The following is a 14960-nucleotide window of genomic DNA, read 5'->3' as shown; positions in this document are numbered from 1 at the left end:
TTCGACTACTTATTGATGTTTGCCCCGGTAAAAGGTGCCGTTTTAATAAACTGAGCTTGAAAAGAGAATAGAAACTTGAGTAAGTGCCGCTTAAAAACAATGGTCTGAACAAACCGCGCCTCCTTATTATCCTCAACCGTTTTGTAATCGGAGGTCAGGCAGTTGATACGCTTCCCCTTGCCTACTTCCTGCAAAAGGATTTTGAAATACTTATTATCTACGGTCAAAAAGAAAAGGATGAAGTAGAACCGCTCTTTTTACTCAACAAATATCCCGGTCTTCACTTGAAGAAGATAAGCTATTTAAAACGTAGCATTAACCCTTTGATTGATGTCTTCGCCTTCCTTAGCGTTCTATATACCATTATCAAATTTAAAGCTGATATTGTTCATACTCACGGGGCAAAGTCTGGCTTTATTGGTAGGCTGTCAGCATGGTTAGCAGGTGTTCCCGTTATCATTCACACTTTTCACGGACACTTTTTTCATTCTTATTTTTCCACAACAATATCCCGTTTCATAGCCCGGGTTGAAAGGTTGATAGGGAAAATAACAACGTGTGCTGTCGCATTAAGCGATGCTCAGAAAAAAGAATTAGTAGAGAAATATAAAATACTTCCTGCTGCCAAAATCAATATTATTCCGCTTGGCTTTGCATTCGATGAACTTAATGACTCTGTAACCCTTCGCGATAGTTTTAGAAATAGATACGGATTGCAGCCTAATGATGTTGCCGTTGGCATCGTAGGAAGAATTGTAGCGGTGAAAAATCATTCTTTTTTTAATAAGGTTGTTCAAGATCTTATCACTGCGCCGCCGGCTCATCCAACCGCATTTTTCATTATCGGAGATGGAGACTTAAAAGTTCAGGTACAAAAAGATTTGCAACTAAAAAAAATCTCTTTTAATACAAGCTCGATCACCAATGAAAACAGAATTGTCTTCACTTCATGGCTCACCGAGATGTACGAGGTAATGAACGGACTCGATATCATCGTACTAACTTCTTTAAACGAAGGAACTCCGTTATCAATAATAGAAGCACAATACTTCAAAAGACCTGTAGTCTCAACAAATGTTGGAGGTGTAATAGATACCATGGTTGACGGAAAGACAGGCTTTCTTAGCGAAAGCAATGATGAAACAACATTTGCCAAAAAACTGCGTTTACTCATTGAGAATGGAGCGCTGCGCTGGCAAATGGGCAACGAAGGTTACAAGTTTGTATCAGCCAAATTTTCGAAGCAAAAAGAAGTTGAAATAACAAAGAAGCTGTACCAGATCTTACTAAGAGAAAAAAGAAAAAGTCAGCAATAGCTGAGGCGGTTATTATGCTGTAGCTAAACAATAAACTCTGATGAAAATTTTAGTAACGGGAGCGGCGGGATTTATAGGTTTTCATTTGGCTGCAAGATTGTCATCACGGGGCGATACTGTGGTTGGAGCCGACAGTATTAACGACTATTACGACGTTCAGTTGAAGTATGACCGGCTTACTGAACTTGGTTTTGATAGAAATTCAATTACTCCTAACGAATTAATTCAAAGTGCTACTATACCGACTTGTTCTTTTATCCAGGTGAAGTTGGAAGATAAAGCATCGTTGGATAAATTATTTGAACAGCAGCAATTTGATGTGGTTGTAAATCTTGCCGCGCAGGCAGGAGTACGTTATAGCCTCACAAATGCCCAGGCTTATATCGACAGCAACATTATCGGCTTCACTAATATCCTTGAATTAAGTAGATACCATAAAATCAAGCACCTGGTATACGGCAGCAGTAGTAGCGTTTATGGTTTAAATGAATGTGTTCCTTTTTCAACGGCTCATAATGTAGACCATCCTATTTCGCTGTATGCGGCCAGCAAGAAGAGCAATGAATTGATGGCTCATGTTTACAGTCATCTTTTTAATGTTCCTACCACGGGTTTACGTTTTTTTACAGTGTACGGCCCTTGGGGAAGACCAGATATGGCTTATTACATTTTCACCAAATCTATTATAGAAGGTAGCCCGATTAAAGTATTTAATAATGGCAACATGGCCAGAGACTTCACTTATATTGATGATATCGTTGAAGGTGTAGTGCGTGTTATTGACAATCCTCCGGGGGGAAATGTAAGTTGGAGTGGTAAAGCGCCAGAACCATCTAATTCTAAAGCTCCTTATCAAATTTACAATATAGGAAAAAACGAACCCGTCAAACTGCTTGACTTTATAACAGCTATCGAAGAAGAGCTGGGGATCGAAGCTAAAAAAGAATATCTCCCATTACAGCCCGGCGATGTCACAACCACTTTTGCCGATGTAAGCGGCCTCTTCACTAATTTGGGTTACAAACCTGAAACAGTCGTAAAAGATGGAATTAAAAAATTTGTAAGTTGGTACAAGGATTACTACAAAATGTAAACAATCCCGACTTACAACTTCGTAGAGTACACACGCTATTCTTAATTTTATAATTCAAATTACTAATCTTCTTCATCTGCAAACTTTTTCGCTTACAGGGGAAATGCCTTTTATAACGTTCGTTCGATCTAAACCATTTGTAAATATTATTGTTGCAATAACATGAATGCGTTTACTATAAAAGATGTTGAAAACCTTTCGGGTGTAAAAGCTCATACTATTCGTATTTGGGAGCAGCGATACGACTTTTTAAAACCTCAGCGTACTGGTACAAACATCCGGTATTATAGTAACGAAGAATTAAAGACCATTTTAAATATTGCACTTCTTAATAAGTATGGATTTAAGATCTCGCATATCAATAAAATGGATTTTACTGAGATTAATCAAAAACTTGTTTCTCTTTCTCACCGGTACGCTCAACAGGAGTGGATCGTAAACCAGTTAATCAGTTTTATGATTGACCTCCATTTGGATTTGTTTGAAGAACTGCTCAACGACCAGATTGAAGCAAAAGGCCTGGAAAAGATTATTAATGAAATAATGTTTCCTTTTCTTGAAAAAATTGGAATTCTATGGCTTACAAATAACATCAACTCTGCACAGGAGCACCTTGTTACAAATATTGTTCGGCAAAAATTACTGGTAGGCATTGAAACAACTGTAAGTCAGATCAAATCAGAAAAAGTGGCGTTGCTGTTTCTGCCCGAGGGTGAATTTCACGAACTTGGACTGCTGTATGTTTATTATTTGCTTAAAAATAAGGGAGTTAAAGTCCTTTATCTAGGTGCTGATGTTCCCTTACAGGATGTAGATTTTATTGCTAAAGCCAAGAAACCAGATTACCTATATACTCACTTAACATCCCTCGCTGCTAACTTCAACATTGAAAAATTCTTACATCAGCTACATTTAAAGATCGGCGACATTCCCGTGTTACTATCAGGCCCTTTTACGTTAACCTACAAAAAGAATATCCCTCCCAATTTTTACTTCAAAAAATCTCTTGAAGAAGTAAAAGAATACATCTCCTAATTCGTTGTTCAAATTTTCCTCATCAATATTTTCCCCTTTCCAAATCCGCTTTGTTTTTTATTCGTAGATAAAAGTAGTATTCGTTAAAATAGCGCGTGCCGTTCAGAAACTTGCTTGAAATGCGCCTGTTTTACCGGAAAATTCTGTAGTAATTTGTTACTTTATAAACTATTAATTTAATCTAATAGTGCGATGGAATCATAATTACTAAAACATGCTATGTTTAATAAAAAAAACAAAAACTTAAACAAAACGTTCGTGATTTTACTTGTTATTGTTTAATTTTATTAAGTGAAAGTATAAACACAATAATACATGTCTACAATTGAATTCAACCAAATGTTACTGGCCAATGCTGAATTTTTAAGGCCTTTTGCTATAACGCTTACACGCGATCATGAAACCGCTAAAGATCTCTTCCAGGAAACTTTATTTCGGGCATTGTGTAACAAAGAGAAGTATAACGTAGGTACTAATATTAAAGCATGGCTTTATACAATAATGCGCAATGTTTTTATAAACAATTATCGCAAAAAGGCAAGACAAAATACTGTATTAGATAGTACTCCAAATGATTTTCTGTTAGATTATAATCAAACTACCACACATAATAACGCTGAAGCTAATTTACAATTAAAAGAAATCCAATCGTCCATTCACGAGCTTCCCGACATTTTTAAAAAGCCTTTCATGCTTTATTTCGATGGTTTTAAATATCACGAAATTGCAGGAATGCTGAAAGAGCCTTTGGGTACAATAAAGAGCAGGATACATTTCGCACGAAAACTTCTAAAAGCGCAAATCCAGCGATATTGATTTTTTTATAAATGGCAGCAAAAAAAGTGGTAATTATTGGAAGTGGTTTTTCAGGTTTATCGGCCGCATGTTTTATGGCGAAAGCAGGCTGGCAAGTTACCGTAATAGAAAAACACTCAATACCAGGTGGAAGGGCTAGGAAAATGGAGGCTGAAGGTTTCACTTTTGATATGGGCCCGAGTTGGTATTGGATGCCGGATGTTTTTGAACGATTTTTTAATCATTTCGGTCATCAAGTCTCCGACTACTATACACTTATTAGGTTAAATCCTTCTTACAGAGTTTATTGGCAGAGTGGTGGCGTGGATATACCTGCAAATTATTCTGACTTAAAAAAACTTTTTGAAAGCTTTGAGCTTGGTGCTGGTGTTCAATTAGATGCTTTTTTAAAAGAGGCAGAATATAAATACAAAACAGGTATCCAAAAGTTAGTTCTGAAACCTGGATTATCTCTTGGTGAATTTGTAGAATGGGATGTAATAAAAGGTGTTTTTAAACTGGATCTCTTTGGCTCAATGAAAAAACATGTTGCAGGCTATTTTAAAGATGAAAGATTGAGAGAACTGTTGGAATTTCCGGTTTTGTTTTTAGGTGCTTTACCCGAAAATACTCCAGCCCTTTACAGCCTTATGAACTATGCCGATATTATAGGAGGCACGTGGTTTCCAAAAGGAGGCATGTATAGCGTAGTGGAGGGCATTTTTGAAGTTGCTAAAGAATTGGGTGTGATATTCAACTTTCAAAAAAATGTAACTAAATTAAAGGTTAACAACGGTATCGTGAGTCGGGTAATAACTTCCGACGGCGATTACGAAGCTGACGTTGTGATTGGTAGCGCTGATTATCATTTCATAGAAACTAGCCTGCTTGAAACTGAGTACAGAGGCTACAGTGAGAAATACTGGCAAAGTCGTGTAATGGCTCCAAGTTGTTTAATATATTACGTAGGGCTAAATAAGAAACTTGAAAATATAAAGCATCACATGCTTTTTTTTGACGCGCCTTTTAAGAATCATGCCGAAAAAATATATACCACAAAAGAATGGCCGGACGAACCTTTGTTTTACGTAAGCATTACAACTGCTACCGATGAGTCTCTGGCTCCTTCAGGCTGTGAAAACTTATTTTTTCTAGTGCCTGTAGCGGCGGGATTAGAGAACGATGACGAACAACTTCGTGAACATTATTTTAAAAAGATTGTTGCAAGGTTGGAGAGTAAAACCGGCCAGAGTATAACAGAGAATATTGTTTATAAAAGAACGTATGCCTATAGCGATTTTGTAAGTGACTACAACTCATTTAAAGGTAACGCTTACGGACTCGCTAACACTTTAAAACAAACTGCAATTTTAAAGCCTTCTATTAGAAGTAGAAAAGTTAAAAATTTATATTACACAGGGCAATTAACTGTACCTGGGCCGGGGGTTCCACCAAGCTTGATAAGCGGTGAGGTTGTGGCAAAACAAGTTGTAAAAGATTGGCAATAAATGCCGATCTAAATAAAGATGTTTGAACTAAATAATAACAGGAAAATTAAAAGGTTATGATGCACTTATTTAATGAAGTCGGTCATATGTGCAGTAAAATAACAACTGAGAAATACAGCACCTCTTTTGCGTCTTCTATCAGGTTATTGCATAAAGATTTACGAACTCCCATTTATAACATTTATGGTTTTGTTCGTTTTGCTGATGAAATAGTAGATACTTTTCATAATTATGACCAGAAATTTTTGCTCGAAGAGTTTAAGTCTCAAACGTACGATGCAATAGAAAGAGGCATTAGTCTTAATCCTATCCTCCAAAGTTTCCAGGAAACGGTAAACAAGTATAAAATTTCGAATCACTTTATTGATGCTTTTTTCGGGAGCATGGAACAGGACTTGTATAAGCTTGAATACGACAACACCACTTATAACGAATACATTTATGGAAGTGCCGAAGTGGTCGGTCTCATGTGTTTATATGTTTTTTGTGAAGGTGATAAAGTAATGTACAATTCACTAAAACCCTATGCGCAAAGCCTGGGTGCAGCATTTCAAAAAGTTAACTTCTTAAGAGATCTGAAAGCCGATACACAAACACTGGAAAGAATGTACTTTCCTGGTTGTAATTTTTTGAATTTCAACGAATACGAGAAGCAACAAATAGAAGCAGACATATTTAACGACTTTCAAGAGGCCTATAAAGGAATTGTAAAACTGCCCATAAAAGCACGTTTTGGAGTTTACGTGGCTTATAAATATTACATGTCTTTATTTGATAAAATAAGAAAAGTAAAGGCAAAGCAAATAATGGAAGAACGCATTAGAATCCCTAACTACAGTAAAGCAATGATATTGGCGAAGGCAGGTGTGCGTATTCAGTTTAATATGCTATAGCTATAGCTATAGCTTTCCCTTATTTTTACGGCATGGAAGAAGTGATTCTGGTAACCGAGCAAGACGAGCAGGTAGGAAGTATGGAGAAGATGGAGGCGCATAGAAAAGGTGCGTTGCATCGTGCTTTCAGTGTTTTTATTTTTAATGAAAGGAATGAAATGTTGCTGCAGCAAAGGGCTCTTGTAAAGTATCACAGTGGTGGTCTTTGGACCAATGCCTGTTGCAGTCATCCAAGGCCGGGGGAAGATGTTGAAGCTGCAGCTCTACGTCGCTTGCATGAAGAACTAGGCTTTACAACAACCCTTACAAAAATTTTTGATTTTCATTATAATGCCGCTTTTGATAATGGTTTAATTGAACATGAATTTGATCATGTTTATGTAGGAATTTACTCCGGTAAAATAAATCCTAATCCTTCTGAAGTAAAAGATTATTGTTACAAAAAAATGGATGAGCTTTCGGCAACTATTCAATCTTATCCCCACAAATACACTGCATGGTTTTGTATAGCTTTTCCTAAGGTAGCTGAATGGCTGGCGGGCAAATAACAAAACTTTCGGACTGGCATGTGTCTTTCTCAATTTATTTCCGGAAGTAACACATGGAGAGGTAATATGAAGATTAACGTGCAACAATATTACCGCTCTTCCAATTCATTACCACTCTCCCAATTCACCAATAAATAATTCCCTTTCAACTCAGCTAATTTCTTCTTTTCCCCCATCTTCTATTCGGCCGATTTTCTTCTGTAGTAGCATAAAAACCGATATCGCTATCCAACCGAGCCAAAAAAGATAAACTCCGAGATGAAAACGTTCTCCTAACCAGCGGTGCGAAAGCGAATTTCGAAAGTCGGAATATGACATGTACAGTCCTGCAAGTGCAATAATCAAAAGGGCTGCCTGTACTATGATTGATGCACTTTTACTCGCTTTTTTATGAACATACAATTGGATCGCTAACAATATTACCCAAACGACAAATACGAGTAAAGCGCCTTTCCACCAATCTTTGAGAAACTTGTATTGGGTATAAAATAAGTTAATCCCGGTTCTGCCAGCAAGTGAAATAGCAGATAGCAGGTAACCACTAATTAAAGCGAATACGGCAAGTAAAAAGACAAAAACGGAACTACGTTTCAAAGACATGATTTTAATACAAATAAAAATAGGGCTTTACGCCGATTTCTAAAATAGGTTATAGGGATTACAACAGTCTTTCAGGTAACGCTGTTTGTAAACTTGCCATATCTGACAGCTTTAGATTCTTAAGCAAAACAACTCCTGGTTTTTTTCCTTTCTCAAAACTTCCAAGTTGGTTGTCCATTTCAAGGGCTTTTGCCCCGTTTAGGGTAGCCCACATTAACACTTCCTCAACCGCCACCTGTGGAAAACCCGCTAGAACCGTTTTTATTTCGTCGAAAATACTGAGGCTCCAATTACTCGCAAGACTGTCTGTACCTAAAACAATTCTGCAATTGTTCTTTCTAAGCATTTCTATTGGTGGCACAGCTTGTTCAATGTACTGGTTTGCATTTATACAAAGGCAAAAGAAAACAATGTTATCAGTGATTTCTTTTTTCAAGAAGGTCACATCATTTTCTTTTGTAAAGGTGTTATGAACCAGTAGAACACGAGTCGCTCCAGAAAGGTTACCGAAGTATGTTTGAAGGCTGCTTTTACCACTAGCTTTATAAAAAGAAGTATCAAGCTTCATCATTTCGTACATCCTAACAAAATCACCGGAATTTTGCATAAACAACTCATCTTCAAAAACCGTTTCCTGGTTGTGGATGCTTACTACTTTGTTTTTGAAGAATGGCTGGATAAGTTTCCACAAAGAGTCAGATACTGAGTAAGGTGCATGTGGTACAATTGAGGCTGGAGAGGTGGCTGATAAAGCATGATAATTTAGAAGGCTTCTTTCAAATCTCTGAGGGGCAACTGCCGGTATCCAGCCACTTGCTTCGATAAAGTTGTAATAACGAAGATTTTGCTTTTCCTTTTGTTGAAGTGTAAGCAGGTTGTTGCAAATGTCGCCTACGGCTATAATACCGTTTTGTATCATTTCGTTTTCCGCCGCGGCAATGGCTTCCAGCACTTCTTCTTCAGGAAAATGTCTTTGTGTTACTACAGAAAACACGAAATCAATCAATCCTGTTTTTTCAGGTATCAAAGCTTTCATATGGCTAAGCTCCAGGTGGCAGTGACAGTTGATAAACCCTGGTGTGAGCACACCCCTCAACTTTTGTATGTTATCGCCAGCTTCTTGTTCGTCTACGATTTGTTGCACGGTTCCATCTTCGTTACAAATCAACACCTGGTTTGAAGGAAGCATTTCCGTTCCGGTAAAAAGATGATCCGCCTGAAATTTTCGAAAACGCATATTACTCCAAAAGTAAGACAACCGAAGGTTACGCAATGGAAGTGGAAAGGCTTAACTTAGCGGCCACAAAAAAAATTGGGTTTTGGGTTTTGGAAATAAATACAAGTACAAGTGAGTGACACAACGATGATGAGGTGAATTACCACAGTTGGTCCAGAAAAATAATTTATTATAATTAAGATGTTAGATAAACTTGATGCTATAAAAGGCCGCTTTGAACAGGTTGGAGTTGCACTTACCAATCCTGAAATTATTGGTAACCAAAAAGAGTTTCAGCGGTTAAGTAAAGAATACCGAAGCCTTGAGAGGATAATGCAGCCTGCAGAGGAATATAGAAAAGTATTGGCAGATTATGATTTAGGCCGTGATGCATTGAACAGCAATGATGATGATATGAGAGAGCTTGCTAAAATGGAAATGCCAGAACTGGAAGAGAAAAAAGAAAAACTTGAAAAAGAATTAACAAAGCTGCTGATTCCTAAAGATCCGCAGGATGATAAGAATGCCGTTCTTGAAATAAGGGCAGGCACCGGCGGCGATGAAGCTAGCTTATTTGCCGGTGACTTATTAAATATGTACTTGCGCTATGCCAGTAAGCGGGGTTGGAAAACTGCGTTGGTTAGTGAAAATGAAGGTACTGCAGGAGGATATAAGGAAGTTTTGGTAGAACTGCAGGGAGAAGATGTGTATGGAATAATGAAGTTTGAGAGCGGAGTTCACCGGGTACAAAGGGTTCCGAATACTGAAACACAAGGACGTGTACACACCTCTGCGGCAACTGTAGCTGTTATGCCTGAGGCAGAGGAGATTGATTTTCAACTGAATGAAGCCGATGTAAAAATGGAAACCGCGCGAAGTGGTGGTGCGGGTGGCCAAAACGTAAACAAAGTGGAAACAAAAGTTTTGCTTACACATATTCCTACAGGAACGGTGGTTGTTTGCCAGACCGAACGGAGCCAGTTAGGTAACCGCGAGAAAGCTATGAATATGTTGCGGACCAGGCTTTACGAGGAACAAGTTCGCAAACAGGAGGACGAAATTAGTCGGCACCGTAAAACCTTGGTTAGTACCGGTGACCGTAGTGCAAAAATTCGTACCTACAACTGGCCACAGGGAAGGGTTACTGATCATAGGATCGGGTTGACCTCTTACAACTTAGATGCAGTAATTAATGGTGACATTGATGAATTTATTGAGCAATTGCAAATGGCGGAGAACGCCGCAAAAATGACTAACCAGGAGAGTTAACTAATCGAATTCATATTTAAGGAACGATGGCTTAATCTTTTTACTCAGAAAAGATGTAAAACCATAATTATGCTTGAAAATCTTCAAAACCTGGTAAGGGAACATGCCGGTGATGCTATTATTAATAACCCGGCGATTCCTAATGAAAGAAACGAAGAAGCCGTGGCTGATGCTTCAAGTTCTATCATAAGCGGGCTAAAGACTGCTGTTGCAAACGGAAATACTGATGAGGTGCAAAGCTTATTTAAAAACGGGCCGGCAGGCGCATCGACTTCGCCTGTTGCGCAAAATATACAATCGGGTTTTGCACAAAATCTAATGCAAAAATTTGGACTAGACTCAGGTAAAGCCGGTGGAATAGCAGCTTCACTCATTCCAATGGTGTTGCAAAAGTTTGTTCATAAAACAAACGATCCTAATGATAAAAGTTTCGATTTGTCTGACGTACTGGGAGGTTTAACCGGAGGTGGTGGATTAGGTAGCATTATGAACAGCCTCGGGGGTGGAGATAAAGATGGTGGTGGAATAATGGGTAAAATAGGCGGCATGTTTAAGTAGAAAAAAGGATATTTAAAGTTCTTTTGACATTTTGTATGCGCTTTCCTTATTTATTTCGCACATTCTTATTTTTGACCCGGTAAGGAAAAATAGTTAACAACAGAACAAACAAGGTTGGCATAAACTTTGTCTTAAACATATAGGATTACTATAAGAAAGTAGTCAAATTTTCTCATAAGCAGTTAGTTTTGGTTGCGGCCCCGATTTCTATTGGGGCCTATTTTTTTGTTGTGATATTTCATCATCAATAGCAGTCCTGCCACACTACCCAAAGTATCAAAGACAATATCAATAAGGTCAAAAGAACGCCCGTACACCAGGTATTTTTGTACAAATTCCATAGTAATCCCATATACGATCGAATACACCGTTACCTTAATAAACCATGCTCTTACCACCGACCCGGTGTACAAAGATTGAATAAAAGGATAGCAAAATAAGGTCGTAACCAGAAAGAACATTGCGAAATGAACATACTTGTCAAAATAGGGAATGTTGAAAAAGTCAGCGTGTGGAAGATCGCTACCAGGAAGAGCAAGCAAAAAAGCAGAAATAACAAACCAAATGATACCAGGAAGAAAGGAATTAAATCTCATAAATCAGCAGCCAGTTTCAACGTTAAAAAACTCGCTAAAGATAAAGGGATATTTATGGCAAGTGGGATGAAAGAAAAGAACTACACATTTCCTATAACAAAAAGAGCTTTAAGATTAGGAATTTTATTGCCACCTTCCCTTTCTAATGTAATCGCGAAAGCCTGCGCCCTTGGAACATTCTTCATTTTACAAACACTAGTGCAAGAGAGATCAAGAATACCTGCGTCTACGGGTTGTCCATCAACCATAGCCCACAACTGGTATTGCTTTCCAACTTGTGGTTCAGGCAATTTATTTACCATTACAAAAACATCTTTGTTACGTTTATCCCAAAATACAGTAGCGGCATCGTCTTTTCCCTTGGCACTTGCCATTTTAATCATGGCCATCCCGGTGTCTGCCATCATTGCTGCAGCCGATTGCCATTCTTTTAACTGTGTGTGATAAACATCGTTTTTTGCTTGTAACGTTTCTCTTTGAGATAAAAGGGCCTCGTAATCGTCTTCCTTGTTTCTGTACTGTTGGTATAAATAAAAATTCGCTGCTGCGCTGACTATAAATAAAATAACTGAGGCTGCAGCAATCATCCTCCAACTGGTTGTTTGATGGAGTGGAACAACGAAGCTTTTTTCGGTTTGCGGTGCCATTGCGGTGGTCGGCTCTTCTACCCCACGCGCTTCTTTGATCGCAGCTAATACTTTAGCCTTTAATTCAGGTGGGGGAATAATTGCATTTTCAAATGCATGTTGCTCTAGCGCTTGCGAAAACTCAGCTATAGCTGCTTCAACCTCAACATATTCAGTTCGGAATTTTTCAACTTCAACAGACTCTTCAGTACTCGTAAGGCTAAGTACGTAACTCTCAATGATTCCACTTTCTATGTAAGCGTGTATATCCACTAAGGTTTGATGACTTGTTTTAATTGAATTAAGGCACTTCTAAGCCGGGTTTTCACTGTACCCAATGGAATTTTCAACATTTTTGAAATTTCATCCTGTGTGTATCCTTCAAAGTAGGATAGCTCCACCAACACCCTATATTCATCCTTTAATTTGTACACTATTTTTCGCAACCCTATTTTGTCGGTATTCATCTGCACACTTCCGCCCTCTTCATATATGTTTTCCGTCAGTTCCCTGTTTTGCTGGTTTTGCTGATAATTTTTACTTCTAACTGCATCAATACTTGCATTTCTGGCCACATTAAGCATCCAGGTAAACAGCCTGCCTTTTTCATTATCATAGGTTGCAATTTGTCGCCATATTTTCACAAAAACCTCTTGCAGCAAATCATTCGCTAGCTCCCTGTTGGGAACAATGCTAACAATTACAGAATACAAAGAGCCCGAGTAATGGTCATACAAATAATTGAATGCATGCTCATGACGTTGTTTTAGCAACGACACCAATTCGCTTTCATGATATAAATTGCCGGTATTCAAATAGCAGCGGAGTTAGAAAAATAATGAAGGGCGAAAGCGAACTTAACTAATGTACGGAAAGTAGTTCTCGCCGGATTTTTTTAAGCAACAAGTTTAGAATATGCTTCGGCACTCATTAATGTTTCGTAATCAGTAATATTACTCACAGTTAATTTAATCATCCATCCATTGCCGTAAGGGTCAGCGTTTACAAGCTCGGGCTGATTGGCTAAGGCAGGGTTGACCTCAGCAATTGTACCTGCAAGCGGTAAAAAAAGATCACTCACAGTTTTTACCGCTTCAACGGTACCAAATATTTCTTCAGCGTTTAGTGTTTTGCCAACACTGTTTATATCAACATATACTATATCACCCAGTTCACTTTGTGCAAATTCAGTAATGCCAATGGTTGCAGTATTGCCTTCCAATTTAATCCATTCGTGATCTTTTGTATACCTCAAGTTCTCAGGAAAATTCATACGTTCGATTTTATATTTACAAATATTAAATTATTTATCTCAAAAACATTCAATTTAAAAGCTTGATTGTCATGCGAATGTTTTCCAGAGGTCTGTCAGTTGCGTCTTTAGGTGCTTTTGCAATTTTATCAATTACATCTAACCCGCTGACGACTTCTCCAAACACAGTATAACTCTGATCTAAAAAAGGCGTTCCACCAATTCGGGTATATACCTCCCTTTGGCTGGACGTATAACTGAATAATGGGTTTGAAGCTTTTACGCGCTGGTCATACACGTTATCCAATTCTTGCTGGGTCATATTTTTCCCTTGTACAATATAAAACTGGCAATTGCTACTTGCCTTTGCTGGGTTTTCGTCTCTTGCTGCTGCAAGTACTCCTTTTTTATGGATGAAGTTGGATTTGAACTCGGAAGGAATTCTATCACCAGGAAGTGACCCTGAACCTAGACGCGTCCCGACAGCAGCATTTTTACTGGCAGGATCTCCGCCTTGTATCATAAACTGATCAATAACCCTGTGAAATAATAAGCTGTCGTAAAACTTCTGCTCTACAAGCTTTACGAAATTATCACGATGGAAAGGAGTACTGTCGTAGAGTTTTGCAATCATAACCCCATAATCGGTAGTTATCTCTACCAGTCTTTCTTTTGTAGCAATTTGTTTCCACGGCGCAATAGCTGCTAATCCGGTTTTGGCCATACCTTGTTTTACAGGCTGTTTTCTCACAACTGTTTTAACCGGAGGCTGTGCTGTTACTTGTTCAATCTGGTAGCAAAAAAAGACAACAAAGGGAACTAGCCTTCTCAAAATATTATTTATCACAATCCGTGTTTTTCAAAGTATAACAATACATGGTCTTTTAAAAAATTCTCTTGTTCAATAACATGTAAAGAAGGTATTTCTTTTAACTGTTTAAAATGCGGCCAGCCTTCTTCATCTTTTCCTTCTATCAGGTAGTAACCGCTTTGACTTAGCAAGGTACAAACAGCAACATGCATAAGATCCTGCTTTTGTTCTTTGGTTATTTTAGATTGCACAAATCCTGTCTCCTGCATTCCAACGAGAAAAAGTATGGCTTCCATATCCGGCTTTTTACCAAAACGTTCTACCAGCTTTGCCTCCAGGTTCCACCAACGACTCTGTAAATCATCACTTATATTCATAGCCTTGCAAAAATACAGTTTTCCATGGAGCAGTTTCGACTGTTCAATTACACCCATGGCTTAAAGAAACCATTCCTCTTTTCCTGATTTTCGATAGGCAAAGGTCCAAAAGCTTTAACACCTTAATTTAGAACGGGTTTTATTTGGGTTTGTATTACGGCAGTCAGCCTGATTGCTACTATTAAACATTCTTGCGTCGCACCCCTAAGCCGTTAAATCTGTTTTTGCAATTATTGCCTATGTTTCTGGTTCTTTGCCTAAGCAATTAAAAAAAGCACCAGAACAATGAATTTAAAAAGTCTTCGTTACCAAACTCTAATAAATTTTATTCCTACTGCTAATAGCTCAATCGCTTAAAGTTGTATGAGGTAGTTTAGAAGGTTAATGTTAAGAACAACTTCTCTTATGGTAAGATTTTTGTTTTTCTCACGTGAACTTTAATAATAGTAACTAAAGCATTGATGAAA

Annotated in this window: 17 protein-coding genes; 9 read left to right on the top strand and 8 right to left on the bottom strand. The window is 38.1% G+C overall.

The features are described 5' to 3' along the window. Positions 1 to 83 precede the first annotated feature (83 nt). The 7 genes from JWR87_RS03785 (at position 84) to idi (ending at position 7188) form a co-directional block, all read left to right on the top strand. The gene (locus tag JWR87_RS03785; RefSeq protein ID WP_297815760.1) at positions 84 to 1316 is read left to right on the top strand and encodes a glycosyltransferase; all 1233 of its coding nucleotides are present in this window, start codon (positions 84 to 86) and stop codon (positions 1314 to 1316) included. 40 nt (positions 1317 to 1356) lie between these two features. Next, positions 1357 to 2409, top strand: a complete 1053-nt coding sequence (locus JWR87_RS03780) for an NAD-dependent epimerase (RefSeq protein WP_297815759.1) — start codon at positions 1357 to 1359, stop codon at positions 2407 to 2409. A 162-nt stretch (positions 2410 to 2571) separates the two neighbouring features. After that, entirely contained in the window at positions 2572 to 3444 is an 873-nt protein-coding gene (locus JWR87_RS03775; RefSeq protein ID WP_297815758.1) for a MerR family transcriptional regulator, read from the top strand. Between the two features lie 315 nt (positions 3445 to 3759). Next, positions 3760 to 4260 carry an RNA polymerase sigma factor gene (locus JWR87_RS03770; protein WP_297815756.1) on the top strand — a complete coding sequence of 167 codons (501 nt, stop codon included), beginning with the start codon at positions 3760 to 3762 and terminating at the stop codon, positions 4258 to 4260. An 11-nt stretch (positions 4261 to 4271) separates the two neighbouring features. Then, positions 4272 to 5747 carry a phytoene desaturase family protein gene (crtI, locus tag JWR87_RS03765; RefSeq protein ID WP_297815754.1) on the top strand — a complete coding sequence of 492 codons (1476 nt, stop codon included), beginning with the start codon at positions 4272 to 4274 and terminating at the stop codon, positions 5745 to 5747. 56 nt (positions 5748 to 5803) lie between these two features. After that, on the top strand, positions 5804 to 6640 hold the full coding sequence (locus JWR87_RS03760; protein ID WP_297815751.1) for a phytoene/squalene synthase family protein: 837 nt from the start codon (positions 5804 to 5806) through the stop codon (positions 6638 to 6640). Positions 6641 to 6672: 32 nt separating this feature from the next. Next, the gene (gene idi, locus JWR87_RS03755; RefSeq protein ID WP_297815748.1) at positions 6673 to 7188 is read left to right on the top strand and encodes an isopentenyl-diphosphate Delta-isomerase; all 516 of its coding nucleotides are present in this window, start codon (positions 6673 to 6675) and stop codon (positions 7186 to 7188) included. 150 nt (positions 7189 to 7338) lie between these two features. On the opposite strand, the gene JWR87_RS03750 is transcribed toward idi, so the two are convergent. Then, complete coding sequence (locus JWR87_RS03750) at positions 7339 to 7788, bottom strand: cytochrome d ubiquinol oxidase subunit II (protein WP_297815744.1); 450 nt, start codon at positions 7786 to 7788, stop codon at positions 7339 to 7341. Between the two features lie 58 nt (positions 7789 to 7846). Further along, positions 7847 to 9025, bottom strand: coding sequence for an amidohydrolase family protein (locus JWR87_RS03745; protein WP_297815741.1), 1179 nt, complete (start codon positions 9023 to 9025; stop codon positions 7847 to 7849). A gap of 180 nt (positions 9026 to 9205) precedes the next feature. Between JWR87_RS03745 and prfA the strand changes: the two genes are divergently transcribed. Then, the gene (gene prfA, locus JWR87_RS03740) at positions 9206 to 10273 is read left to right on the top strand and encodes a peptide chain release factor 1 (protein WP_297815738.1); all 1068 of its coding nucleotides are present in this window, start codon (positions 9206 to 9208) and stop codon (positions 10271 to 10273) included. 69 nt (positions 10274 to 10342) lie between these two features. Beyond that, entirely contained in the window at positions 10343 to 10831 is a 489-nt protein-coding gene (locus JWR87_RS03735) for a hypothetical protein (protein ID WP_297815735.1), read from the top strand. A gap of 182 nt (positions 10832 to 11013) precedes the next feature. Here the strand turns inward: JWR87_RS03735 and JWR87_RS03730 are convergent, their stop codons facing one another. From JWR87_RS03730 to JWR87_RS03705, 6 genes are all read right to left on the bottom strand, one after another. Next, positions 11014 to 11427, bottom strand: coding sequence for a VanZ family protein (locus tag JWR87_RS03730; protein ID WP_297815732.1), 414 nt, complete (start codon positions 11425 to 11427; stop codon positions 11014 to 11016). Between the two features lie 80 nt (positions 11428 to 11507). Further along, a complete protein-coding gene (locus tag JWR87_RS03725) occupies positions 11508 to 12326 on the bottom strand; it encodes an anti-sigma factor (RefSeq protein WP_297815730.1) in 819 nt (272 codons plus the stop codon). Further along, positions 12326 to 12868, bottom strand: a complete 543-nt coding sequence (locus tag JWR87_RS03720) for a sigma-70 family RNA polymerase sigma factor (RefSeq protein ID WP_297815727.1) — start codon at positions 12866 to 12868, stop codon at positions 12326 to 12328. The genes JWR87_RS03725 and JWR87_RS03720 overlap by 1 nt, the downstream gene beginning before the upstream one ends. Before the next feature lie 80 nt (positions 12869 to 12948). Beyond that, positions 12949 to 13326: a glycine cleavage system protein GcvH gene (gene gcvH / locus JWR87_RS03715; protein WP_297815724.1), complete on the bottom strand. Its 378-nt coding sequence runs from the start codon at positions 13324 to 13326 to the stop codon at positions 12949 to 12951. Between the two features lie 49 nt (positions 13327 to 13375). Beyond that, entirely contained in the window at positions 13376 to 14152 is a 777-nt protein-coding gene (locus JWR87_RS03710) for a peptidylprolyl isomerase (protein WP_297815720.1), read from the bottom strand. Continuing rightward, complete coding sequence (locus tag JWR87_RS03705) at positions 14149 to 14550, bottom strand: hypothetical protein (protein ID WP_297815717.1); 402 nt, start codon at positions 14548 to 14550, stop codon at positions 14149 to 14151. The genes JWR87_RS03710 and JWR87_RS03705 overlap by 4 nt, the downstream gene beginning before the upstream one ends. Positions 14551 to 14960 lie beyond the last annotated feature (410 nt).

It is taken from the genome of Segetibacter sp. (genome assembly GCF_025963695.1).
In the GTDB taxonomy this organism is placed as follows: domain Bacteria; phylum Bacteroidota; class Bacteroidia; order Chitinophagales; family Chitinophagaceae; genus Segetibacter.
Note: the sequence above shows the minus strand (reverse complement) of the source record. Positions and strands in the feature narration are given on the sequence as shown.

Coding starts and splice junctions, on each gene's coding strand:
- JWR87_RS03780 (WP_297815759.1), top strand. CDS start 1,357: ATGAAAATTTTAGTAACGGGAGCGGCGGGATTTATAGGTTTTCATTTG.
- JWR87_RS03760 (WP_297815751.1), top strand. CDS start 5,804: ATGATGCACTTATTTAATGAAGTCGGTCATATGTGCAGTAAAATAACA.
- JWR87_RS03745 (WP_297815741.1), bottom strand. CDS start 9,025: ATGCGTTTTCGAAAATTTCAGGCGGATCATCTTTTTACCGGAACGGAA.
- JWR87_RS03770 (WP_297815756.1), top strand. CDS start 3,760: ATGTCTACAATTGAATTCAACCAAATGTTACTGGCCAATGCTGAATTT.
- prfA (WP_297815738.1), top strand. CDS start 9,206: ATGTTAGATAAACTTGATGCTATAAAAGGCCGCTTTGAACAGGTTGGA.
- crtI (WP_297815754.1), top strand. CDS start 4,272: ATGGCAGCAAAAAAAGTGGTAATTATTGGAAGTGGTTTTTCAGGTTTA.
- JWR87_RS03705 (WP_297815717.1), bottom strand. CDS start 14,550: ATGGGTGTAATTGAACAGTCGAAACTGCTCCATGGAAAACTGTATTTT.
- gcvH (WP_297815724.1), bottom strand. CDS start 13,326: ATGAATTTTCCTGAGAACTTGAGGTATACAAAAGATCACGAATGGATT.
- JWR87_RS03750 (WP_297815744.1), bottom strand. CDS start 7,788: ATGTCTTTGAAACGTAGTTCCGTTTTTGTCTTTTTACTTGCCGTATTC.
- JWR87_RS03735 (WP_297815735.1), top strand. CDS start 10,343: ATGCTTGAAAATCTTCAAAACCTGGTAAGGGAACATGCCGGTGATGCT.
- JWR87_RS03730 (WP_297815732.1), bottom strand. CDS start 11,427: ATGAGATTTAATTCCTTTCTTCCTGGTATCATTTGGTTTGTTATTTCT.
- JWR87_RS03775 (WP_297815758.1), top strand. CDS start 2,572: ATGAATGCGTTTACTATAAAAGATGTTGAAAACCTTTCGGGTGTAAAA.
- idi (WP_297815748.1), top strand. CDS start 6,673: ATGGAAGAAGTGATTCTGGTAACCGAGCAAGACGAGCAGGTAGGAAGT.